This is a genomic window from Streptomyces thermocarboxydovorans (assembly GCF_039524635.1).
GTDB classification, from domain to species: Bacteria; Actinomycetota; Actinomycetes; order Streptomycetales; family Streptomycetaceae; genus Streptomyces; species Streptomyces thermocarboxydovorans.
Genome location: NZ_BAAAGU010000021.1, coordinates 46,321 through 69,005, shown reverse-complemented (window position 1 = coordinate 69,005; position 22,685 = coordinate 46,321). Strand labels below are relative to the sequence as shown.

Here is a 22,685-nt window from a genome sequence, read left to right as displayed (position 1 = left end):
CGCGGGCGCTACTTCCGCATCACCACGGGCTCCTGGCGCCGCAGCAGCCGGGAGACCAGGAGTCCGAAGACCAGCGACAGGACGAGCAGCATGCCGACGGAGCGCAGCCATGCGCCCGCCTCGTGGGAGAAGAGCGGATCGCTGCTGAGCTCGCCCGGTGAGAGCGCGGACAGGTCGATGGTGCCGGCCATCGCGGCGAAGCCCCAGCGGGCGGGCACCAGCCAGGCGGCCTGCTCCAGGACCAGCACGTCGGCGAGCGACAGCAGGGCGCCGCAGAAGACGACCTGGACGATGGCGAGCAGCACCAGCAGCGGCATCGTCACCTCCTCCTTGGGCACCGCGGCGGAGACCAGCAGCCCGAGCATCATCGCGGCGAAGGCGAGCAGCGCCACCGCGACGGTGATCTCGACAAGGGGCGGCATCACCACGCCGTCGCCGCGCGGTGCGTGCAGGTCGACGCCGGACAGCGCGACCAGGGTGAGCACGTCCGCCTGGAGCGCGGTGACCGTGCCGAGCACGACCACCTTGGACATCAGATACGCCGATCTGGACAGGCCCACGGCCCGCTCACGCTGGTAGATCACCCGTTCCTTGACCAGTTCGCGCACCGCGTTGGCGGAACCGGTGAGGACCGCGCCGACGCACAGGATCAGCAGCGCGTTCATGGCGGACTTGCGGGTCAGCTCCGAGCCGGCCAGCGCCCGTGCCATGGCACCCATCACGAACGGCAGCGCGATCATGATGACGAGGAAGGTGCGGTCCGCGGCGAGGGCCGCGGTGTAGCGGCGGACCAGTGTGCTCAGCTGGGCGCCCCAGCGGCGCGGCTTGGGCGGCGGCACGGGCGGCACGACGGGGACCGGTTCCTCGCGGGGGCGCTGCGGCTGCGCGGGTCCCTGGGCGACGTAGCGCCGGTAGTAGGGGGACTGCCGGTACTCGCCCGCCCAGTCGCGGTCCTGGTCGTGCTCGAACGCGTCGAAGGCGGCCGGCCAGTGGTCGAAGCCGAAGAAGGGCAGGGCCTCCTCGGGCGGGCCGTAGTAGGCGACCTTGCCGCCGGGGGCGAGGACGAGGAGCCGGTCGCAGACGTCCAGGCTGAGCACGCTGTGGGTGACGACGATGACGGTGCGGCCGTCGTCGGCGAGGCCGCGCAGCATCTGCATCACCGAGCGGTCCATGCCGGGGTCGAGGCCGGAGGTCGGCTCGTCGAGGAAGAGCAGGGACGGTTTGGTCAGCAGCTCCAGCGCCACGCTGACCCGTTTGCGCTGGCCGCCGGAGAGGCTGTGGACGTGCTGGCGGGTGCGTTCCTCGAGTCCGAGTTCGCGGATCACCTCGTCCACCCGGGCGCGGCGTTCGGTCCGGGCGGTGTCCTGCGGGAAGCGCAGTTCGGCGGCGTAGGACAGGGCGGCGTGCACGCGCAGCTGGGTGTGCAGGATGTCGTCCTGCGGGACGAGCCCGATGCGCTGCCGCAGCTCGGCGTAGTCGTGGTAGAGGTCGCGGCCGTCGTAGAGGACGGTGCCCTCGTCGGCGGGACGCTGTCCGGTGAGCGCGTTCATCAGGGTGGACTTGCCGGCGCCGCTCGGGCCGACGACGGCCAGCAGGCATTTCTCGCCGACCGGGAAGGAGACGTGGTCGAGGAGGGTCTTGCGGCCCCGGTCGACGGTGACGGTGAGGTCCTGGACGTCGAGGGAGACCTCGCCGGTGTCGACGTACTGCTGGAGTTCGTCGCCGATCAGGCAGAAGTCGGAGTGGCCGACGCCGACGATGTCGCCCTGGGCGACCTCGGCGCGCTGGACGGGCACGCCGTTGAGGTAAGTGCCGTTGTGGCCGCCGAGGTCGACGATCTCGTAGCCGCCGTCGGCGTGGACGTGCAGCTCGGCGTGGTACCGGGAGACGATCAGGTCGTCGACGACGAGGTCGTTGTCGGGGGCGCGGCCGATGCGGACGGTGCGGGTGGGCAGCGGGCGTACGGAGGTCGGCTGCCGGAAGGTGTGGGTGAGGGCGGGGTGGGCGACCGCCGAGGGCCGGTTGCGTGCGGGGGCGGTGAGGAGGACGCGGGGTCCTTCGGTGGCGTGGCCGAAGCGGATGACGGTGCCGGGGCCGACGTCGCGGGTGTGGACCCGACTGCCGTCGGCGTAGGTGCCGTTGGTGCTGTGGGTGTCCTCCAGCGTCCAGTGACCGTCGGTGGCGCGCAGCACGGCATGGTGCCAGGACACCCGGGCGTCGTCGATGACGATGTCGCTCAACGGGTCGCGTCCGACGTGGTATTCACGGACCGGGCTGATCAGGGTGGAGCCCGACTCGGTCTCCAGGACGAGCTCCGGCGCGCTGGGCCGCTCCGCCATGTCCTGAATTCTACCGATTGGTCCGTGCAGGTGCCTGGCGCGGTGGGCCCGGTGCGGGGGCGCTCGGGCGACGGGGCCGCCCGGGACGGGGGCAGCGCGCTCAGGCGACGGGGACGCCCAGGACGGGGGCGGCGCGCTGCATGCGCAGGGCGTCCACGGACTCGGCGAGGAGTTCGTACTCGGTGGTGTCGTCGCCGGTGGCGATGCGCACCAGCCGTCCGGCGGCCAGCGCCTCGGCGGCCTCTTCCTGCCGGGCCGGGTCGGCGCACCAGGTGCGCAGTACGGCGGGGACGTCGGGCACGTCGTCCGGGACGGGGACGAGCGCACCCGGGGGTAGGTGCTCGGCCTCCGGCCGCGGGTCGAGGCGCTCGGCGATCCAGCAGGCGCGGTCCCGCAGCCACCACAGGGCCAGCACGAGGGTGGGCGCACGGTAGGTGCCGAGCGGTACGCCGATGCGCCGGCCGTCGCAGACGCCGTACGCCGTGACATGGCACAGGAACTCGTCGTGCACGTGGCCTCCCCCGCAGAAACGGTCCCGCACCCCGAGTATGTTCACGGCTGAAGCACTGTCACCACGCGTTTCCGGCCAGTCTCCCTGGCATATGCACGACGCTCGTCGGCCGGTTTTCCGCGCCCCCGCTCCGGGTGCAGGGGAGGCCTCCGGCACCCGGAGCAGGCAGGTGCCGCTACTGCTTGACGGCGGCGTCGATGCGGGCCAGCTCCTCCGTGTCGAAGTCGAGCCGGCGGGTGGCGGCGACGCTGTCCTCCAGTTGCCGCGGGCTGCTCGCGCCGACCAGGGCGGAGGTGACGCGGCCGCCGCGCAGCACCCAGGCCAGCGCCATCTGCGCGAGGCTCTGGCCGCGGGATGCGGCGATCTCGTTCAGGGTGCGCAGCCGGGCGACCAGGTCCTCGGTGAGGGCGTCGGTGTTCAGGAAGGGGCTGTCGCTCGCCGCGCGGGAGTCCTCGGGGATCCCGTCGAGGTAGCGGGCGGTGAGCAGGCCCTGCTCCAGCGGGGAGTAGGCGATGGAGCCTACCTGGAGTTCGTCGAGGACGTCGAGCAGGCCCTCGTCCTCGGGGCGGCGGTCGAGCATCGAGTAGCGCGGCTGGTGGATCAGCAGCGGGGTGCCCAGGTCGGCCAGGATGCGGGCCGCCTCGCGGGTCTGCTCGGCCGAGTAGTTGGAGACGCCGACGTAGAGGGCCTTGCCCTGCTGGACCGCCGTGTGCAGCGCGCCCATGGTCTCCTCGAGCGGCGTGTCGGGGTCGAAGCGGTGCGAGTAGAAGATGTCGACGTAGTCCAGGCCCATCCGCTTCAGGCTCTGGTCCAGCGAGGACAGCAGGTACTTGCGCGAGCCCCACTCGCCGTAGGGCCCCGGCCACATCAGATAGCCCGCCTTGGTGGAGATGACCAGCTCGTCGCGGTACGGGGCGAAGTCGGTCCGCAGGGCCTCGCCGAGGGCCAGCTCGGCGGCGCCGGGCGGCGGGCCGTAGTTGTTGGCCAGGTCGAAGTGGGTGACGCCGAGGTCGAAGGCGCGGCGCAGGATGGCGCGCTGGGTCTCGGCGGGGCGGTCGGGACCGAAGTTGTGCCACAGGCCGAGCGAGAGCGCGGGGAGCTTCAGGCCGCTGCGTCCGGTGCGCCGGTAGGGCATGTCCGCGTAACGGCCGGGATGCGGGGTGTACAACGCGACTCCTTGAGGGGTCTCGACGCGAGGGTGATCCGTCGCCTCCACTCTCGCGTGACCTGCGGGCAGCGGTCCAACAGAAGAATCCGATGAGATTCAGCGGCTAGGCTTCTCAATCATGGAACTGCGTCATCTCCAGCACTTCGTGGCCGTCGCCGAGGACCAGCACTTCACCCGGGCGGCGGAGCGGCTGATGGTGTCCCAGTCGGGCCTGTCCGCCTCGATCCGCGCGCTGGAGCGGGAGCTGGGCACGCCGCTGTTCGTGCGCACCACCCGCCGGGTGACGCTCACCGAGGCCGGGCGGGCGCTGCTGACCGAGGCGGAGCGGATCCTGGCGGGGGTGCGTGCCGCGCACGAGGCGGTCGCGGCGGTGCAGGGCGTGCTGCGCGGCACGCTGTCGATCGGCACCGAGCAGTGCATCGCCGGGGTGGATGTGGCCCGGCTGCTGGCGGCGTTCCGGCGCCGGCACCCGGACGTGGAGATCCGGCTGCGGCAGTGGGGGTCGGGCGCGCTGGCGGAGGAGGTCGCGGCCGGGCGCCTGGACCTGGCGTTCGCCTACCGCACCGAGACGGACTCCGATCAGCTGCGGCCGGTGTCGCTGACGGCGGAGCCGATGACGGTGCTGTGCCATCCGGAGCACCGGCTGGCGCGGGCCGGGGCGCCCGTGACGCCGGCCGATCTGGGCGGGGAGGTGTTCGTCGACTTCCACCCGGACTGGGGCCCGCGCCGGTCCACCGACGCGGCGTTCGCCGCGGCGGGCGTGCGGCGCACGGTGGCGCTGGAGCTGAACGACGTGCACAGCCTGCTGGACCTGGTGGACGAGAACCTGGGCATCGCCGTGGTGCCGCGGCACTTCCGGTACAAGCGCGAGACGCTCACCGCGCTGCCGCTGAAGGACACCGGCGAGGCGGTGTACGAGACCGTCGCCCTGCTGCCCGCCCCGCAGGCCATCAGCCCGGCGGCCCGCGCCCTGATGACCCTCCTGGAGCAAGAAGGGGCGTAGGACGCCCGGATGCGCCAGGGTGGATGCATGCATGCCAAGGACATCCTCATCGACGGCTACGGCCGCATCCGGGAAGAGGTCCACGCCGTCGTCGAGGGCCTCGGCCCGGACGAGCTGCACGCCCGGCCCGGCCCCGGGGCCAACTCGATCGCCTGGCTCGTCTGGCATCTCACCCGCATCCAGGACGACCACATCGCCGACGCCTTCGGCCTGGAGCAGGTGTGGCTCGCCGACGGCTGGGAGAAGCGCTTCGGGCTCGGCCTGCGGCGCCGCGACACCGGGTTCGGCCACAGCCCCGAGCAGGTCGCCCAGGTGCGGGTCGACTCCGGTGACCTGCTGACCGGCTACTACGACGCGGTGCACGAGCAGACGCTCGGCGCGCTGCGCTCACTGGCCGCCAAGGACCTGGAGCGGATCGTCGACGAGCGCTGGGACCCGCCGGTCACCCTGGGCGTGCGGCTGGTCAGCGTCCTGTCCGACGATCTGCAGCACGCCGGACAGGCCGCCTATGTCCGCGGGCTGCTTCAGAGCGCGTCGGCGTAACCGGGCAGCACCACGTCCCGGATCAGCGCGTTGCGCTCGTCGAACGGCAGGAACGCGCTCTTCAGCGCGTTGACGGTGACGGTCCGCAGGTCCTCCGCCGTCCAGCCCGCCTCCTCGACCAGCAGCGCCATCTCGCGGGTCATGGTGGTGCCGGAGACGAGCCGGTTGTCGGTGTTGAGGGTGACCCGGAAACCGAGGTTCTTCAGCGCGCTCGCCTTCCGGGCCGGTGACCGGCGGGAGCCCAAGAGCCCTGCCAGGGCCTGTCTTTCGGATCTAGCCGGTGACCGCCGGGTACGTGTAGGTGTTCAGGGTGGCCACCGCAGAGGCGGGGTCGCCGAGGTCGTAGTGGTCGACGGCGAGGTAGTTGGGCTTCTTGCGGGCCGCCGGCTGGCAGAAGCGGCGGGCGCGGTCGGTGAGTTTGGAGTTGTCCGTGGTCGCCGTGGCGGTCATCGGGACGTCGCGGAAGTGGTTCATCACGAACAGCGGGCGGAAGCCGGGCTCGGTGCGGGTCAGCGGGATGGTGGTGCCTGCGTCGTACCAGCGGCTGTAGCAGGACCAGTCGGAGGTGCCGACGCCCGGGCCCATGGACCAGTAGTTCTCGACCGTCCACTCCCGCTGGTACATCACGCCGAAGCTGTCCCGGGTGAGGCCGGCGGCCTCGTCGGCGGCGCGGCTGTGGTCGGTGAAGATCAGCAGCCGGTGTCCCGCGGCGGTGAGTTCCGCCAGGGTCGGCCAGCCGTGTTCGCGCACGCCGGTGCGGTCGGGCCGGTAGAGGACGTCCGACAGGCCGTTGACGCGGGCGAGTTCGGCGCGCAGGACCGCGGGTTCGACGTAGTCCTCCAGGAACACGGTGACGAACTGGTCGGGGTGGGCCTTGAGGAAGTCGACCATCCGCTGCAGGTCGACCCAGAGGGCGACGGGTCTGCGGACCAGGGAACAGCTGTTGTGGCAGAGGATGGCGCCGTCCGGGGTCTGGTGGATGTCCAGCATGAACCCCCGTACGCCGTCGGCGAGCTGGCGTTCGATGCCGCGCTTCTGATTGGGGAAGAGGTCGGCGAAGGGCGGGGCGAAGCCGCCGTCGACGCCGTTGGCGTAGGCGTTGTGGGCGGTGAGGAAGGTGACCTGGTCGAGGGTGCGGCGGTCGGGGGGCGGCATGGGGCCGGTGACCGGGTCGACCGGGGTGAGGTACCAGGAGGCGAGGTCGTCCGCGCCGCCCCCGACGACGAGTTGCGCGGGGTGGGTGCCGCCGGCCGGCTTGGGGCTCAGGGCGAGGCGGCGGTCGGTGCCGGGCACGGTCAGGGTGAAGCGGTCGTCGTCGGCCGGAGCGATCTGCCAGGGCGCGTCCTGGCTGCCGCAGCCGACGGTGCGGGCCTGGTCGCCGGCGCGGCCGAGGCAGCTGCCGGGGCTGTCGGCGTTCTCCAGCAGGTAAGTGCCCCCGTTGGCGCGCAGGTTCCACTGCTGGCGGTCCTCGTTGCCGCGCGGACGGTGCTGCTCGACGGCTCCGGAGCGGTCGGCCGCGTTGAATCCGGTGACGGTGCTCTGGACGTAGTACGTGCCGGGCGGCGGGACCGGCGCGGCGCCGGCGGCGGGCCCGGGGGTCACGACCGCCGCGGCGAGCGCGGCGGTCGTGACGGCGGTGGCGAGCAGGGCGTGGCGGGTGCGCATGTGGTGTTCCCCTTCGTCCGAGGGGTGGCCGCACGAGAGCCCACCCCAAGTGGTCAGGTGCATGACACCACGCCCTGCGGTGCGGCGTCAGCGGTTCGTCAGCAGTACAGGTTGCCGCCGGGCGAGACCCCGAGGATCTGCGTGAACCGCTGGTAGGTGCTGACCCGGCTCTGCACCTGGGCCGGGTTCTTGCCGTCGCACTCCAGGGAGCCGTTGATGCTGCGGATGGTCTGGCCGAAGCCGGCCTGGTTGACCATGGCGGCGTGCGGGGTCATGCTGCCCGGGCCGGTCTGGGTGTTCCAGTACCACAGGGCCGTCTTCCAGGCGACGGCCGCGTCGTTCTGCACCAGCCAGGGGTTGTTGAGCAGGTCGATGCCGAGCGCGTCGCCCGCCGCCTTGTAGTTGAAGTTCCAGCTCAGCTGGATCGGCCCGCGCCCGTAGTAGGCGGCCTGTCCGGCCGGGCAGCCGTAGGGGCGGCTCCAGTCGCAGTAGTGCGGGTAGTTGGCGGTGTTCTGCTCCACCACGTGCACCAGACCGCCGGTCTCGTGGCTGACGTTGGCGAGGAAGGCGGCGGCCTCCTGCTTCTTCACCGTGTCGCTGCCGGTGTCGGCGAAGCCGGGGTAGGCGCTGAGGGCGGCGGTGAGCCCGCTGTAGGTGTAGAAGGGGTTCCGGTTCGGGAACATCTGGTTGAACTGGGACTCTGTCACCACGAAGGACCCGACGGGAGTTCCGGGCCCGTTGTCACAGGCGTAGGGCTCCCAGTACCAGGTGCTGATGGTCGGGTCGTAGCCCGGGTTGCCGTGCTCGGCCATGTAGGCCCTGCCGTCCGTGTAGCGGACGATGTCACCGGCGTTGTACCACTTCCCGGCCTGCCAGTTCGGGTAGCTGGAGCAGGAGGCGGCCGCGGCGGGGGCGGCGGGGAGCAGGACGGGTGCGGTACCGGCCAGGACGAGTGCGGCGGTCACGGCGGCGAAGCGGCGTCTCGACAAGGGATCAACTCCTTAGCGGGACACGGCCGCTCCCGCGCTCAGGGCAGCAAGGGGCGACCCTCGACCGCGTGCACCGGGGAGCCGGTCACGGCGTGGGGGCGGCCGTGGTGGGGGGTGTCGGGCACACTCAACCGCTTTGGTCTGTACCAGTCAAGGGTTTAGACCAATAGATTCCGCAGTCCGCTTCCGCCGGTCCGCTTCCGCCGGCGTCGGGCGCCGCCGCCCTGAGCCTTGATCAACCGATTCCGGTGAAGGCTCAGCCCCCCTCGGCGGGCACCACGACAAGGAACGCGTCCGACTCCAGATCCATGACCACCGTCGCCGGCTCGCCCTGCGCACGGCACCGGGCCGCGTACTCCTCGGCCGGCCACGATCCGCGCGGCGAACCCGCGGGGAACCGCTCCAGCACCTTCACTCCCGATGTCGTGGTCATGGGGGCGGACACCTCCTGTGGGCCTGCGAGTGCTCACCTCGCCCACAGTCCGTCCGCCCCCGGACCACCCGGACATGTCGCGTCCGGGTCACACCCCGCTGACCTCTACACATAAAGACGAGATAAGCGCAAAATATACGTAAGCGGCACTTACCGCATACCGCATCAGTGCGGTCAGGTCTGCTACTCGAAGGAGACGAACATGGCCAACGTCTCGCACCCCAGTGGCGACATCACGACCCACCCCGATGCATCGGAGATGCGGGCCCGCTTCGAGCGCATGCTCGGCGGACGTGATGTGGTCCTCGTCGACGGACCCGTATTCCTGCTCGGTCTGTACTGTGCGGTGTCCCCGTGGATCGTGCACTACACGGCGAGCCAGCCGGCGCTCGTGACCCACAACCTGATCGTGGGTATCGCGATCGGCCTCCTCGGCCTCGGATTCACCGCGGCCCCCGCGCGCATGTACGGCCTGAGCGGAGCCATGTGCGCCCTCGGCGTGTGGATGATCATCTCGCCCTGGATCGTCGGCGAGAGCCCGGACGCCGGAGTCATCTGGAACAACATCGTCGTGGGCGCCCTGACTCTGGTGCTGGGGCTGATGTGTGTCGCCACGGCGGCCAGGGCCACGACCCGGTCGTGACCCACGGCCGCTTCCTCCGATTCCTCCATACGTGAAGGGAGCCGAACGCCGGTCCGCGCCCGCCGCGGACCGGCGTTCGCGCGTCCGGCGCACGCCCGTCGCGCCGTACGGCGGCGGGGTGCGTGTCCCCGGCCTCCGGGGGCAGACGCTCTACAGCGGGGGTCAGGCAGAAGAGGGGCGATATGGAGATCGACGGCATCATCAGTGCCATCGTCATCGGCATTGTCATCGGCGTCCTGGGCCGTCTGGTGGTTCCGGGGCGTCAGCGCATCGGGATTCTGTGGACGATCCTCGTCGGCATCGTGGCCGCACTGATCGGTTCGGCGATCGCGGCGGCCCTGGGCGTGGCCGACACCAAGGGCGTCGACTGGGTCGAATGGCTCATCCAGATCGGCCTCGCCGCGGTCGGCGTGATCGCGCTGGACCGGGCGAAGGCCCGCCGCTGACGAGCACGGCAGCGGCTTCGCGCACGGGCATCACGACGGGTCCGGGGCGCACCCCACGCGGGGTGCGCCCCGGACCCGTTCGCGTGACGGTGTGCGCCCGGACCCGGATCCATGCGGCTCACTCCAGCACCGGGAGGCCGCCGGGGCAACGCAATGGAGGCGGACGCCCCTCCACGGGGGTGCCTAAGGTGGCTGAAGATTCCGATCACATCGTCGTCACGGGAGGCCGTCCATGGTCGTGAAGGATGCCGAGCTGGCGCATCTGCGCCGCTGTGTGGAACTGGCGGCCGAGGCTCTCGACGCCGGGGACGAGCCGTTCGGTTCGGTGCTCGTGGGCGGGGACGGCGGCGTGCTCGCCGAGGACCGCAACCGGGTGGCCTCCGGGGACCGTACCCGGCATCCCGAGTTCGCCCTGGCACGCTGGGCCGCGGAGCATCTGACGCCCGGGGAGCGGGCCGCCGCCACGGTGTACACCTCCGGTGAGCACTGCCCGATGTGCGCGGCGGCGCACGCCTGGGCCGGGCTCGGACGGATCGTGTACGCGGCCTCCTCCGCACAGCTGACCGGCTGGCTCGCCGAGGTGGGCGTACCGGCGCCGCCGGTGCGGCCCCTGCCGGTGCAGGAGGTCGCACCCGGCGTCACGGTGGAGGGCCCGGTCCCCGAGCTGACGGACAGTGTCCGGGAGCTGCACCGCCGGTTCCATCGCGCGGCGGGCTGAGCCCGGCGTGCCCGCCGAGCCGGCCGGCGTGGAACGCCCGGCCGGCTCGAGGCGCGGCACGGCCCTTCGCTCAGGCGTCCCGCCGCGGGCGGAAGCGGCGGTGCAGGGCGACGCCGCCGAGGAACAGCGCGGCACCGGTGGCGGCGACCGGAAGGGTGTGGTCCGCGCCGGTCTCGGCGAGGGCGCCGGTGGACCGCTGCGCCGGCTCGGGGGCGGGCGCGGGCTCGCTGCGGGGCGGGACGGAGCGCTCGGGCTCCTGCTCGGCCGGCCGCTCGGGCTTCTCGCCAGAGGTGTTGACGGACTCGTTGCCCTCGGCGGCGTTGCCCGCTCCGGCCACGTTCACGCTGTTCCCGCTGACGTTGACCGGCAGATGGACGGGCAGCTGCACGCCGTTGCCGGAGGCCACGCCCGGGGAGTTCTGCGTGGTGCTCTCGGCGGAGGCGCCGCCGGAGGACCCTGCGCCGGACTTGCCGTTTCCGTCCTCGTTGACGCAGGCGTTGCCCGCGGCGGGGTTGAGGAGTCCCACCACGTTCACCGTGTTGCCGCACACGTTGACCGGGACGTGCACCGGCAGCTGCACGGTGTTTCCGGAGAGCACTCCGGGTGAGCCGGCCGCGGCTCCGTCGGCCCCGGCATCGGCGTACGCCGGCACGGCCAGGCCCATCGCGCCCGACGCGGCCGCGACGGCGATCACACCGTTACGGGTAACCCGTCTCATAGGTGTCCTGCCTTCCAGACATGGTCGCGAGCACTCGCCCGCACCGGGTGCAACGCGGGCCCACCATCCGAGTTATGGCTTATCCGTAAGTCACTCCCCGTTCACTCCAACGGGCGTCCCCGCGGTCGAAACTCCGGCAAAGCCGTCGAACTCACGCCGGCCGCCCACCCGCCGAACGGGGGGTACGGGGTGAGCCCGTCCGGCCGACAGGCGAGGCCGGGTGAGCCCGCCTATCGTGGGCCAGGGCGCCGGCTCCCGGTCCGCTGCGGGCGGCGCCCGTGGAGGCATCGATGCTGGCCAAGCTGTCCGTGCGACCCTCTCTCCGGCGCTGCGCCGTCGCCGCGGCGGCGACGCTGGCCCTGCTGGGCGCGGGCCTGCCGGCCGCCGGCGCGGCCGAGGAGCCGGACCTCAGCCGCTTCACCGACCAGAAGATCAAGTGGTCGGCGTGCGAGGGCACGGACATGCCCGAGGACCTGCAGTGCGGCAAGATCACCGTGCCGCTCGACTACTCCGATCCGGACCGGGGCACCCTCGATCTGGCCCTCGCCCGCTACCGGGGCACCGGCGACCCGAGGGGATCGGTGGTGCTGAACTTCGGCGGCCCGGGCGGCTCCGGGGTGCTGGGACTCGCCCACGGCGGCAAGGAGTTCCTGGGCCTGACCGACGAGTACGACGTGGTGTCCTTCGACCCCCGCGGCGTCGGCCGCTCCGCACCGGTCAGCTGCGGCGAGGAGGCCACCAGCCAGGCCCTTGAGGTCACGGACGGCGAGGACGTGTCCGATCCGGCGGGCATGCTGCGGCAGTTGCGCGAGGTGGCCGCCGAGTGCACCGAGCGCTCGGGACCGGTGCTGCGGCACATGGGCACCGTGGACGTCGCCCGTGATCTCGACCTGATGCGTGAGGTGCTCGGCGACGACAAGCTCAACTACCTGGGCTTCTCCTACGGCACCCGGCTGGGCGCGGTGTACGCGGCCCGGTTCCCCGACAGGGTGGGCCGCATGGCGCTGGACGGGGTGGACACCCTGACCGAGCCGCTGACCGAGCAGGGCCTGGCCGGCGCCAAGGGCCAGCAGAAGGCGCTGGAGAGCTTCCTGACCTGGTGCACCGAGGACATCGCCTGCCCGTTCGGGCAGGACTCCCGGCTCGCCCGCAGCCAGGTGGTGGAGCTGGTCCGCTCGCTCGACGAGGACCCGGTGCCCACGGACTTCGGGTTCGAGTTCACCGGCCAGGACCTGGCCGGCGCCATGGGGCAGGGGCTGTACAGCAGGGAGCTGTGGCCGCTGCTGCAACGGGCGCTCGCCCAGCTGATGGAGGACGGGGACACGCGCGGCGTGGAGGCCTTCGCGACGGGCGGGGTCACGCTGCCGGTCCCGGTGCCGGTACGGGGACACACCCCGCTGACCGACGAGGAGGAGATCCCGCTGGACAACCTGCCGGCGGCGCTGATGGCGGTGAACTGCGCGGACGACCCGGACCGTCCGCCCGCCGCCCGGGTGACCCGTGACTTCGCCCGGCTGCGGGAGGCCTACGAGGAGGCCTCTCCGGTCTTCGGGCGCTACCGGCTGGCCCAGGTGCTGCTGTGCCACGGCCGTCCCAAGGGGACCGACTACATCCGCGAGCGGGTCAAGGACCTGGACGCCCCGAAGATGCTGCTGGTCGGCACCCGGGGCGACCCGGCGACGCCGTACGAGTGGACGGTGCAGACGGCGAAGCGGCTCGGCTCCTCCGCGGTGGTGCTCGACAACCGGAGCGAGGGGCACACCGGCTACGGCTCCTCCAAGTGCGTCCACCGCAAGATCGACGACTTCCTCCTCTACGGCTCCCTGCCCAGCGACGGCAGCTCCTGCGGCACGGAGGAGAACGAGCGCGAGTAGCGCCGCCGCCGGCCGCCGGGCTCCTGGCCGAGGATCCACGGTCTGCCGGATTGCCCCGAATGCCCCACGGCGGAATCGGCTCTATGGTGCTGTCATGGAGCACGATCTGAGCCCCGCGACCCTTGCCGAACTGCGCCGCCCGCGGCCCTACCCTGCGGTCTCCGTGCTGACGCCGACGAACCGGCGCGATCCGCTCAGCGCCGAGGACGCCGTCCGGCTGCGTAATGTGGTGGCCGAGGCCAAGCGGCGGCTGGAGGCCGATCCCGCGGTCACCCGGGACCGGCGCATCGAGGTCTCCAAAGAGCTGGACCGGGCCCTGACCGAGGTGGATCTGACGCACTGCGAGGACGGCCTGGCCATCTTCGCCGCCCCCGGAGAGCACCAGGTGTGGACGCTGAGGCGCCCCGTGCCCGAGCGGGTGGTGCTCTCGGACACCTTCCTCACGCGCAACCTGGTCTCCGCCCTTGCCGCGCAGCGGCCGTTCTGGGTGCTGTCCGTCTCCGCCGACCGGGTCACCCTGTGGAGCGGCGGCGTGGACCGGGTCGTCGAGGAGCGCAGGGGCGGCTTCCCGATGACCCGTCCCCCGGAGAACTTCGACCCCGAGCGGGAGGAGCGGATCGGCGACCAGCCGAGCGCGTTCCGGGACGAGAGCACCCGGCGCTTCCTGAAGGAGGCCGACGCCGCGATGGAGGCCGTGCTGCGCCGCGACCCGCGGCGGCTGTACGTCACCGGCGAGCCGGCCGCCCTGTCCGCGCTCAGCGAGATCGGCACGGTCACCAAGGACGCCGTGCACGTCCAGCACGGCGGGCTGGCCCACGGCCCCCACGAGGCGGTGTGGCAGGCGATCCGCCCGGTGCTGGAGGAGGAGGCCCGGCAGAGCACGGAGCAGGTGCTCAAGGAGCTCGAGGCCGCCCGTGGGCGCAAGGAGTACGCGGCCGGGGTGGACGAGCTGTGGCAGAGCGCCCGGGATGGCCGGGTGCGGCTGCTGGCCGTCGAGGAGAACTACCAGGTGAGCGTGCGCGACACCGGGGAGCATCTGGTGATCGCGGCGAACGGTGATCTGGACGTGCGCCACGACATCGTCGACGAGATCGTGGAGCAGTGCCTGGAGACCGGTGCCGAGGTCCGCTTCGTCCCGGACGGCACGCTCGAGGACGCGCAGGGAATGGCGGCGGTGCTGCGGTACTGAGCAGGCACCGGGGTCCTGACGCCCCGTCACACCCGGATTCCGGACGAACGGGCGCCCGCCCCCCGAACGCCTGGCCGGTATACCGCAGGCGACCCATCGGCCCGTCAAGTCACTTGCGTATCATCGAAGTTGACGCGACGGGCCGGCCTGTCGCGCATACCCCGGAGTAACTCCGCGAAGACGGTGGCATATGCCCTCGGCACCGCCCTATCGTGTGTTGCCGAATCCCTTACGAGCCGTGGCGGGCTGTGCAACAGTCGTAACAGCCCCTCCGTCTCGAAGGCCGTTCCGACCCGCATCGGAGTGCGTCATGCCGTCCCACCTCTCCGCGGACCGCTCAGCCGCCCAGCCGCCAGGGCGCGGCTCGGTCGACGCACTCATCTCCCAGACCCGGCGGCTCAAGGGCGACGTGGACGCGGTGCGCCGCGGCACCCCGGCCGACGCCGCCGACCCGCGGGAACGCTTCCAGCGGGCGCTGTACGACCTGGCGCTGCATCAGCTCAATGACCTCGACGAGCACTTGGCCCAGCTGCGGGAGGCCCCGCGGCACGCGTCCGGGCCGTCCTCGCCCGCGCCTCCCGTCCCCCGGCAGGGCTCCCTGGTCAGCCGGGTCGGCAGCGCGGAGTGGAATCTGCTCACCGACGAGGCCAGCTGGTCGCCCGAGCTGTACGGCGTGCTGGGCCGCGACCCCGCCGCTCCCCCGCTCACCCTCGACGAGCTGCCCTCGCTGGTGCTCGACGAGGACCGGCCGAAGCTGACGGCCATGGTCACCGGCTGCCTCGTCGACGGCCGTCCCATCGACGGCGAGTTCCGTGTCGTACTCCCGGACGGCGGGGTGCGCACCCTGCACATGATGGGCGAACCGGTGCTCGGCGCCGACGGCAGCACCGCCTCGATGTGGGCGGTCCTGCGCGACGTCAGCGAACTGCGCCGCTGCCGCAGGGCGGTCAGCGAGACCCGTGACTCGCTGCACCACCAGTGGCAGAAGGCCGAGCAGACCGAGCACCGGCTCGCGGTCGAGCTGCAGGAGGCCGTGCTCCCGGCACGGCACGGCACCCTGCGGCTCCCGCACACCGGCCCGCGCACCGCGCAGCCCCACGCCGGCCGGCCGCGGCTCGACATCGCCGCCCTGCATCTGCCCTCGTCCACCGGCCCCCGGATAGGCGGAGACTGGTACGACGCACTCGACGTGGACGACGGAACGACACTGCTGAGCGTCGGCGGGCTGACCGGGCAGGGCGTCGCCGTGGCCTCCGCCCGGGCGATGCTGCTCGGCGCGGTGCGCGGCATGGCGATGGCCGGCACCGCTCCGGGCCCGCTGCTGACCTGCCTCAACGGGCTGCTGGACGCCACCGTGCAGCCCGCCCTGGGCAGCGCCCTCTGCCTGCGCTACCGGCCTGGCACCCGCTCCCTGGTGTGGGCGCGGGCCGGCCGGCTCGCCCCGCTGCTGTTCCGCGGCGGAACGGGACGGGTGCTGGACGCACCGGAGGGCATGCTGCTCGGTGCCGCCTCCGGCGCGGTGTACGGGCAGGCCGAGGAGACCCTCGAGCCCGGCGACCTGCTGCTCCTGCACACCGACGGCCTGGTGCCGGGGTACGCGGGAGAGGCGGCCGCACACCGGTGGCTCGCCACTATGACGCCACAGGTCACCGGGGCCACCACCGCACAGGACTGCGTCCGGGCGATGGTCCGGGAGTTCGGCGAGCAGCACCGCGAGGACGACGCCTGCGTGCTCGTGGCACGGGTGACCGACTAGCGCGGATCACCGACGGCGCGGCAGGCGCGGGCGTTCAGCACAGATGACCTCTGGCGGCGGAATCCTGGTCGCCGGCATCCGGCACCGGCGCCGACTCCGTCACGCCGGTGCGGTCTTGCCGCCCCTCCCCTTCGGCTTCGGCAGCGCCAGCTCGATCTCCTCGCGCAGCTCCTGGATCCTCGGGTAGTCGGCGAACTGTGCGGTGAGCCGGTACATCTGGCGCAGCCGGTCCCAGGTGCGGTGGGAGGAGTTCTGCCCCATGGACACCAGGGCCAGCCGGGCGAAGCTGTCGGCCTGTTCCGGGTCGTCGGCGATGAAGCAGGCGGAGGCCATGGACAGGAAGTCGAAGATCTTCGACCGCTGCTGGGCCTCCACCCGCAGCGCCAGCGCCTTGTCCGCGTAGTGCTGGGCGTGGGCGGCCGCTCCCGGCTCGAACTCCGCCAGTGTGCGGTAGGCCAGGGCCTGCATGCCGTACAGGTCCGCCTCGTTGAACAGCTGCATCCAGCTCGGCGGCGGCACATCGCCCTTGTCGGAGACGAACAGGTCCTCGGCCCGGCCCAGGGTGCGGCGCATCGCCTGGCCCTTGCCCATGGACGCCTGCGCCCAGGCCTCGATGGTGTGGAACATCGCCTTGGTGCGCGGCAGCAGTTCCTGGCCCGACCCGGACTGGGCGAGCTTCATCAGGTCCAGCGCGTCGTCGGGCCGGCCGAGGTGCACCATCTGACGGGCCGCCCGGGACAGGGCCTCACCGGCGCGCGGCCGGTCGCCGCCCTCCCGCGCGGCGTGCGCGGCGATGACGAAGTACTTCTGGGCCGTGGGCTCCAGGCCGACGTCGTGCGACATCCAGCCGGCGAGGACGGCGAGATTGGCGGCGACGCCCCACAGGCGCCGCTGGAGGTGGGGTGGGTGACGGTAGGCGAGCATGCCGCCCACCTCGTTGAGCTGGCCGACCACCGCCTTGCGCTGGAGACCGCCGCCCCGGGCGGCGTCCCAGGCGCGGAACACCTCCACGGAGCGCTCCAGTTCCTCGATCTCCTGCGACCCGATGGGGGCGGCCTCGTAGCGGTCGAACCCAGCGGGGTCGGCGTGCAGGGGATTGCTGAGGCGGGGAGCGTCGGCGGTCAGGGCCGGATCGGTGTGCAGCCAGTCGTGCATGGCGCTGCTGAGTGCGGATCCTGCGGCGAGCGCGGCGCCCGCGCCCACCAAGCCGCGTCGGTTGAGCATGAGGTCCATTCCCGTGAATTCGGTGAGGACCGCGGCGGTCCGCTCGGGCGCCCACGGGAGGGAGTCGGGATGTTCCGTGCTCTGGCCGCTCTGCCGTTTCCCTGCACGCCCGCGCCGGACCAGACCGAGGTCCTCGATGGTCACGACACGGCCGAGACGCTCGGTGAACAGAGCCGCCAGCACCCGCGGTACGGGATCGCGCGGGATCTCTCCCATGTCGATCCACCGCCGCACCCGGGAGGTGTCGGTCGCCAGCTGGGGGTGGCCCATGGCCGCCGCCTGCTTGTTGACCAGCCTCGCGAGTTCGCCCTTGGACCAGCCGGCCAGGCCGAACAGGTCCGCGAGCCGGGTGTTGGGTTGTCCGCTCACGTAAGCCCCCAGGTTCTCGGCTGAGTTGACAGTAGCCCGGTGAGAGTTGCCGGGCGACTATTCGCCACGGTTCGCCAGGGCGCGCCAGATGGTGTGCCAGGGGACATCGGGTGTCGAGTAGGAGTGCGCCACCACGACCCGGCCGCCCTTTCCGGTACGGCCGGTGCATTCCCCCAGGGTGCGCCTGGAGGGCCCGGGCCGGGTGGGGCACTGACGTCGCAGGCACACGAAGGGATCTGTCTCGCCCATGTACGCAGCATCGTCCTCCGTGTCCGCCCCGCCCCGGCCGCTGCGTTCGCGTCCGTCGGACAGCGGCCCCTATCTCGCCCCGGCACGGCCGGCGGCTCCCGTGCTCGGCGCGGGACGGGTACGGCGCGCTCCGGGGCCCGGCACCCAGCCGGTCAGCGGCAGACTCGACCTGTCCGGCCCGCAGGGCGCCCAGTTGCGCACGGCGATCGCCTCGGTGCACCGGATCTGCCCGGAGTTCTCCCCGGTGCAGGTGCTGCGCCGCAGCGGACGGTCGGTGCTGCTGGTCGGCACCACGGGCCGCAGCACGGCGGTCGCCAAGTGCTTACTGGACCACTCCCCCGCCTGGTCCGAGCGGATCCGCCACGAGATAGCGGCATACCGCTCGTTCGTCCGGCACCGCCCGCCCGTGCGGGCGCCCCGGCTGATCGCGGCGGACCCGGACAACTGCACGCTGGTGATCGAGCGGATGCCCGGCCGGGTGGCGGCACTTCAGCGGCACCCCATGGAGGCGCCGCCGCGGGCGGACATCAGGGCGGCACTCGGAGCGATCTGCCGGCTGAACTCCTGGCGGCCGGCGGCGGGGACGTTCAACGCCCCGCTGGACTACGCGGCCCGCATCGCCCGCTACCACGAGCTGGGGCTGCTCACCGACCGGGACATGGGTGATCTGCAGAAGCTGCTGCACGGTATCGCGCTCGCCGCGGGGCGGCAGGGCATGGGCCAGTTCTGCCACGGGGACGCCCTGCTCTCCAACATCCTGATGTCACCGGCTGGTCCAGTGCTGGTGGACTGGGAGCACGCGGGCTGGTACCTGCCCGGCTACGACCTGGCAACGCTGTGGTCGGTGCTCGGGGACGCGCCGGTGGCGCGGCGGCAGATCAGCCAGATCGCGCAGTCGGCGGGCCCGGCCTCGCGGGACGCCTTCCTGGTGAATCTGATGCTGGTGCTGACCCGCGAGATCCGCACCTATGAGACGGCCGTGCAGCGTTCGATGCACGACACGGCCCCGGCGGCACCGGGTTCGGCCCAGCCGGGTGCCGCACCGTCCGGCGAGGAGCAGCGGCTGCTGCTGCGGCGGCTGCACGACGACTGCCAGCTGGCCCGCCGGGCCGTGCGTGCGGCGGTCGGCACTCGCTGACGGGGACGAGGATCCGCGGTGCGCCCGACGAGGGCGCACCGCGGATCACGTATGCCGGGAGCAGCCCTCGCGCAAGGGCCATTGGTGTACTCCTGTGATGCGCCGCAGGCCCCGGCGCCGCCGCCACGAAACTCCCGCACACCTCGATTGACAAGGGAATTCTTCCTCTCCTGGGCATGATTGACGGATCGTCGGACCGGCGGTACCACTGACGCACCGCTCGGCCCCGTACGGCCCATCCCGCCCGTTCGTCCCAGGAGGCTGCTTTGCGAGGATCCCCCATCGAGTCCGTCCGGCCCGCCGGGCGGCGACGCGCCCGGGGGGCCGCCGGTGCCCTGGCCGCCACGGCGCTGACGCTGCCGCTGCTCGGCGCCGCCCCGTCGTCCGAGGCCCCGCCCGCCACCGCCCGGCTGCAACAGGCGTTCGCCGAGGCGTCCGCGGAGTACAGGGTGCCGCAGAGCGTGCTGCTCGGGGTGTCCTATCTGCAGTCCCGCTGGGACAGTCACGGCGGTGCGCCGAGCGTGACCGGCGGGTACGGCCCGATGCACCTCACGGACGCCCGCACCGCGCTCGCCACGGCCGGCCACCACGGCGGGGGCACGGAGGACCCGCGGGGCGACGACGCCCGGCCCGCGCTGCTGCCCAAGGACCTCACCTTCCGCGCGGGCACGCCTCCGCCCCGTCTGAACACCCTGCTCGAGGCCGCCCGGCTCACCGGGCTGAGCCCCGAACGGCTGCGCGAGGACCCCGCCGCCAATGTGGCGGGCGGCGCGGCGCTGCTGGCGAAGGCCCAGCGGGAGCTGGGCGCGCCGGCGAGCGGCGACCCGGCCGACTGGTACGGGGCGGTGGCCCGCTTCTCCGGCGCGGACGACACCGCGACGGCGACGGCGTACGCCAACGATGTCTTCGCGGTGATCCGCGCGGGCGAGCGGCGCACCACGGACTCCGGTCAGCGGGTCGCCCTGGCCGCCCGGCCGGATGTGGTGCCGGACCGGTCGGTGGTGCGGCGGGCCGGACTGCGGACCGCCTCCTCCGCCGGTACGGAGTGCCCGGCGACGATCTCCTGCGAGTGGATCCCGGCGCCCTACGAGGAGTTCGGCGACGGCGACTACGGCAACCACGACCTGGCGAACCGCCCAGCCTCGCAGCGCATCCGGTACATCGTGGTGCACGACACCGAGGGCGCCTGGGAAGGCGTCCTCGACATGATCCAGGACCCCACCTATGTGTCCTGGAACTACAGTCTGCGCTCCACCGACGGTCATGTCGCCCAGCACGTCAAGGCGAAGGACGTGGCCTGGCACGCCGGGAACTGGTACGTCAACGCCGGCTCGATCGGCCTGGAGCACGAGGGCTTCCTGACGAAGCCGGATGCCTGGTACACCGAGGCGATGTACCGGTCGTCGGCCCGTCTGGTGAAGTACCTGGCCGAGAAGTACGACATCCCGCTGGACCGGCATCACATCCTCGGCCACGACACGGTGCCCGGTCCGACCACCTCGGCCGTGCGCGGCATGCACACCGACCCCGGCCCGTACTGGGACTGGCGGCACTACTTCGAGCTGCTGGGCGAACCGCTGAAGGCCACCGGCGGGAAGAACGCGCCCGTGGTGACGATCCGCCCGGACTACGCGAAGCACCAGCCGGTGTTCACCGGCTGTGAGCGCTCGGGCGAGCCGTGCCCGGCGCACGGGTCCAGCGCGGTGCGGCTGTACTCCGACCACGACGAGAAGTCCCCGCTGATCAGGGACATCGGTCTGGGCTCGGCTCCGACGACCGGGGTGAACGACCTGTCGTCACGGGTCTCCACCGGCCAGCAGTTCGCGGTGGCGGACCGCTGGGGCGACTGGACCGCCATCTGGTACCTGGGCCAGAAGGCCTGGTTCCGCAACCCGGAGAAGCAGCCCACGGCGGTGCCCTCGACCGGCCGGACCGTGACCCCGCGCAAGGGCCTGGACTCGGTGCCGGTGTACGGCCGCGCCTACCCGGAGGCCTCCGCCTACCCGGAGGGCGTGCCCGCCCAGGCGGTCTCCCCGCTGCCGTACACCCTGCCCAAGGGGCAGAAGTACGTGGTCGGGGGCGAGATGCGCGGCGAGTACTACTACGCGGTCACCTTCGACCCGGAGTCGCACCGGGTGATCACCGGCAAGGACCGCTACTACCAGATCCAGTTCGGCCACCGGATCGCTTTCGTCCGGGCGGCCGACGTCACGCTCAGCCCTGCTGGAAAAGCTCCGCGGGCAGGGGCTTGAGCAGCGCGTACAGGTCGTCGGTGATGGGCCGGTCCCAGGCGGCGATGGTCACCAGCACATTGTCGCTGCGGTCGAACTGCACGCAGGAGATCCGGTCCTCCGACAGCTTGACGCGCCGCACGATCAGCAGGTTGTCGCCCTGCATCACGGGCACGTCCTCGGTACCGACGACGGTCACTTCCTCGTCGTTCTCCAGCGCCAGCAGCAGCTGGGCGACCTCGAAGGGCACCTCGCCCTCGGCGACGTCGCGGGCCGGGGACCCCTCGGGCAGATTGCCGATGATCATGGCGGGTCCGCGGCCGCCGAAGAGGTCGTAGCGCAGGAAGACACCCTGGCAGCTGCCGTCGGGGGCGGGCAGCAGCCCGGCGCCCAGATTGCCGGGCCAGTCGCCCGGATCCATGGCCAGCACGTCGAAGTCGGGGCCGGCGGGGGTGGCACTGCGGCGGCGGAGGAACGACATGCCGCCATGGTACGTGGCCGCACTCGCGAACGGTCCGCCGGGCGGCGCCCGCCCGGGCTACGCGGGCCGCCGGTGCCGCTCGTGGTGGCGGGCCACGCGGGCCCGGTTGCCGCAGGACGGCTTGCACCACTCCTGCCGTGGGTGCTCCTTGAGGAAGTAGCGCACACAGCGGGGTGCGTGGCAGGCCCGCAGCCGCTCCCGGTCGGGGCTGGCGAGGAAGCCGATCGCGGCCTGCGCGAGCGTGGCCACCAGGTCGTCGCCGCCGGCCGCGGCCCGCCGGTGCAGGACCGGTGCGCCGCCGTCGGCCCATTCCAGTACGGGCACGGTGGGGCGCCGGGCGGCCGCCTCGTTCAGCCTCCGCAGGGCCTCGGGCACGGGCAGCAGCCGGGCGGCGTCCGCGGGGCTGGGCTCTCCGGGGCGTACGGCGCGGGCGAAGAGGGCGCGGATGGCCGCCCGCAGGCGCAGGACCGCGGCGAGGGTGTCCTCGTCCGCCGGCCCTGCGGCGGCGTCGGGCAGGTCGTCGGCGTGGGCGCGCATCCAGGCGGCGAGACCGGCGGGCTCGGTGAGATCGTCGGCGACCCCGCCGTGACCGTCGTGCCGGACGGTGAGGGCGAGGTCCAGGGCAAGCCGGGCGTCCCGGCCGTTCGCGTCCCGCATGTCCGCCGATGATAGGGGCCGCGCGGGCCGTCGCCGCCTCCCCGCCCAGCACGAGAGGCCGATGAGGCCGTGGCCGCCTCCCCGCCCGGCACGAGAGGCCGATGCAACCGTCGCCGCCTCCCCGCCCAGCGCGAGAGGCCGATGCAGCCATCGCCGCCTCCCCGCCCAGCACGAGAGGCCGATGCAACCGTCGCCGCCTCCCCGCCCAGCACGAGAGGCCGATGCAACCGTCGCCGCCTCCCCGCCCAGCACGAGAGCCCGATGCAACCGTCGCCGCCTCCCCGCCCAGCACGAGAGCCCGATGCAACCGTCGCCGCCTCCCCGCCCAGCACGAGAGCCCG

The 22,685-nt window shown here is 72.6% G+C and carries 20 protein-coding genes and 1 pseudogene; 10 read left to right on the top strand and 11 right to left on the bottom strand.

The window, feature by feature from the left end; translation table 11 throughout:
- Positions 1 to 8 precede the first annotated feature (8 nt).
- The 3 genes from ABD198_RS12205 to mgrA all read right to left on the bottom strand — a co-directional run bounded on the left by ABD198_RS12205 (position 9) and on the right by mgrA (position 4,018).
- Positions 9 to 2,339, bottom strand: coding sequence for an FHA domain-containing protein (locus ABD198_RS12205; RefSeq protein WP_344000268.1), 2,331 nt, complete (start codon positions 2,337 to 2,339; stop codon positions 9 to 11).
- 100 nt (positions 2,340 to 2,439) lie between these two features.
- Positions 2,440 to 2,850, bottom strand: coding sequence for a hypothetical protein (locus ABD198_RS12200; protein ID WP_344000266.1), 411 nt, complete (start codon positions 2,848 to 2,850; stop codon positions 2,440 to 2,442).
- 175 nt (positions 2,851 to 3,025) lie between these two features.
- On the bottom strand, positions 3,026 to 4,018 hold the full coding sequence (mgrA, locus tag ABD198_RS12195) for an L-glyceraldehyde 3-phosphate reductase (RefSeq protein ID WP_344000264.1): 993 nt from the start codon (positions 4,016 to 4,018) through the stop codon (positions 3,026 to 3,028).
- A 118-nt stretch (positions 4,019 to 4,136) separates the two neighbouring features.
- Between mgrA and ABD198_RS12190 the strand changes: the two genes are divergently transcribed.
- Both ABD198_RS12190 and ABD198_RS12185 read left to right on the top strand, forming a co-directional pair.
- Positions 4,137 to 5,021, top strand: a complete 885-nt coding sequence (locus tag ABD198_RS12190; protein ID WP_344000262.1) for a LysR family transcriptional regulator — start codon at positions 4,137 to 4,139, stop codon at positions 5,019 to 5,021.
- 27 nt (positions 5,022 to 5,048) lie between these two features.
- Complete coding sequence (locus tag ABD198_RS12185; RefSeq protein ID WP_344000260.1) at positions 5,049 to 5,564, top strand: mycothiol transferase; 516 nt, start codon at positions 5,049 to 5,051, stop codon at positions 5,562 to 5,564.
- Here ABD198_RS12185 and ABD198_RS12180 read toward each other — a convergent pair.
- The 4 genes and pseudogenes from ABD198_RS12180 to ABD198_RS12165 form a co-directional block, all read right to left on the bottom strand.
- Positions 5,546 to 5,776: pseudogene (locus ABD198_RS12180) on the bottom strand (adenosine deaminase); the annotation flags it as partial. The gene ABD198_RS12185 and the pseudogene ABD198_RS12180 sit on opposite strands and share 19 nt — an antisense overlap.
- Before the next feature lie 61 nt (positions 5,777 to 5,837).
- Positions 5,838 to 7,229 (bottom strand): phosphoinositide-specific phospholipase C-related protein, encoded by a 1,392-nt coding sequence (locus tag ABD198_RS12175; protein ID WP_344000258.1) that lies wholly within the window; start codon positions 7,227 to 7,229, stop codon positions 5,838 to 5,840.
- A gap of 98 nt (positions 7,230 to 7,327) precedes the next feature.
- Positions 7,328 to 8,218, bottom strand: coding sequence for a glycoside hydrolase family 19 protein (locus tag ABD198_RS12170; protein WP_344000256.1), 891 nt, complete (start codon positions 8,216 to 8,218; stop codon positions 7,328 to 7,330).
- A 256-nt stretch (positions 8,219 to 8,474) separates the two neighbouring features.
- Positions 8,475 to 8,651 (bottom strand): hypothetical protein, encoded by a 177-nt coding sequence (locus ABD198_RS12165; RefSeq protein ID WP_344000255.1) that lies wholly within the window; start codon positions 8,649 to 8,651, stop codon positions 8,475 to 8,477.
- A gap of 202 nt (positions 8,652 to 8,853) precedes the next feature.
- Here ABD198_RS12165 and ABD198_RS12160 point away from each other — a divergent pair, with 202 nt between their 5' ends.
- The 3 genes from ABD198_RS12160 (at position 8,854) to ABD198_RS12150 (ending at position 10,458) form a co-directional block, all read left to right on the top strand.
- Positions 8,854 to 9,294, top strand: a complete 441-nt coding sequence (locus ABD198_RS12160) for an SPW repeat protein (RefSeq protein ID WP_344000253.1) — start codon at positions 8,854 to 8,856, stop codon at positions 9,292 to 9,294.
- Between the two features lie 182 nt (positions 9,295 to 9,476).
- The gene (locus ABD198_RS12155) at positions 9,477 to 9,740 is read left to right on the top strand and encodes a GlsB/YeaQ/YmgE family stress response membrane protein (RefSeq protein WP_344000251.1); all 264 of its coding nucleotides are present in this window, start codon (positions 9,477 to 9,479) and stop codon (positions 9,738 to 9,740) included.
- Between the two features lie 232 nt (positions 9,741 to 9,972).
- Positions 9,973 to 10,458 (top strand): nucleoside deaminase, encoded by a 486-nt coding sequence (locus ABD198_RS12150; protein WP_344000249.1) that lies wholly within the window; start codon positions 9,973 to 9,975, stop codon positions 10,456 to 10,458.
- Between the two features lie 70 nt (positions 10,459 to 10,528).
- Here the strand turns inward: ABD198_RS12150 and ABD198_RS12145 are convergent, their stop codons facing one another.
- On the bottom strand, positions 10,529 to 11,176 hold the full coding sequence (locus ABD198_RS12145) for a chaplin family protein (protein WP_344000247.1): 648 nt from the start codon (positions 11,174 to 11,176) through the stop codon (positions 10,529 to 10,531).
- A gap of 290 nt (positions 11,177 to 11,466) precedes the next feature.
- On the opposite strand from ABD198_RS12145, the gene ABD198_RS12140 reads away from it, so the two are divergent.
- The 3 genes from ABD198_RS12140 to ABD198_RS12130 all read left to right on the top strand — a co-directional run bounded on the left by ABD198_RS12140 (position 11,467) and on the right by ABD198_RS12130 (position 15,995).
- The gene (locus ABD198_RS12140; protein ID WP_344000244.1) at positions 11,467 to 13,050 is read left to right on the top strand and encodes an alpha/beta hydrolase; all 1,584 of its coding nucleotides are present in this window, start codon (positions 11,467 to 11,469) and stop codon (positions 13,048 to 13,050) included.
- A 94-nt stretch (positions 13,051 to 13,144) separates the two neighbouring features.
- Entirely contained in the window at positions 13,145 to 14,239 is a 1,095-nt protein-coding gene (locus ABD198_RS12135; protein WP_344000242.1) for a baeRF3 domain-containing protein, read from the top strand.
- Between the two features lie 310 nt (positions 14,240 to 14,549).
- The gene (locus tag ABD198_RS12130) at positions 14,550 to 15,995 is read left to right on the top strand and encodes a PP2C family protein-serine/threonine phosphatase (protein WP_344000240.1); all 1,446 of its coding nucleotides are present in this window, start codon (positions 14,550 to 14,552) and stop codon (positions 15,993 to 15,995) included.
- Between the two features lie 99 nt (positions 15,996 to 16,094).
- Here the strand turns inward: ABD198_RS12130 and ABD198_RS12125 are convergent, their stop codons facing one another.
- A complete protein-coding gene (locus tag ABD198_RS12125) occupies positions 16,095 to 17,588 on the bottom strand; it encodes a DNA-binding protein NsdB (RefSeq protein ID WP_344000238.1) in 1,494 nt (497 codons plus the stop codon).
- 247 nt (positions 17,589 to 17,835) lie between these two features.
- On the opposite strand from ABD198_RS12125, the gene ABD198_RS12120 reads away from it, so the two are divergent.
- Both ABD198_RS12120 and ABD198_RS12115 read left to right on the top strand, forming a co-directional pair.
- Positions 17,836 to 18,975 (top strand): aminoglycoside phosphotransferase family protein, encoded by a 1,140-nt coding sequence (locus ABD198_RS12120; protein ID WP_344000236.1) that lies wholly within the window; start codon positions 17,836 to 17,838, stop codon positions 18,973 to 18,975.
- A 266-nt stretch (positions 18,976 to 19,241) separates the two neighbouring features.
- Positions 19,242 to 21,227, top strand: a complete 1,986-nt coding sequence (locus tag ABD198_RS12115; RefSeq protein ID WP_425580460.1) for an N-acetylmuramoyl-L-alanine amidase — start codon at positions 19,242 to 19,244, stop codon at positions 21,225 to 21,227.
- On the opposite strand, the gene ABD198_RS12110 is transcribed toward ABD198_RS12115, so the two are convergent.
- Positions 21,190 to 21,687 carry a hypothetical protein gene (locus ABD198_RS12110; protein ID WP_344000234.1) on the bottom strand — a complete coding sequence of 166 codons (498 nt, stop codon included), beginning with the start codon at positions 21,685 to 21,687 and terminating at the stop codon, positions 21,190 to 21,192. The genes ABD198_RS12115 and ABD198_RS12110 overlap by 38 nt on opposite strands.
- A gap of 57 nt (positions 21,688 to 21,744) precedes the next feature.
- Positions 21,745 to 22,344, bottom strand: a complete 600-nt coding sequence (locus tag ABD198_RS12105; RefSeq protein WP_344000232.1) for a CGNR zinc finger domain-containing protein — start codon at positions 22,342 to 22,344, stop codon at positions 21,745 to 21,747.
- Positions 22,345 to 22,685 lie beyond the last annotated feature (341 nt).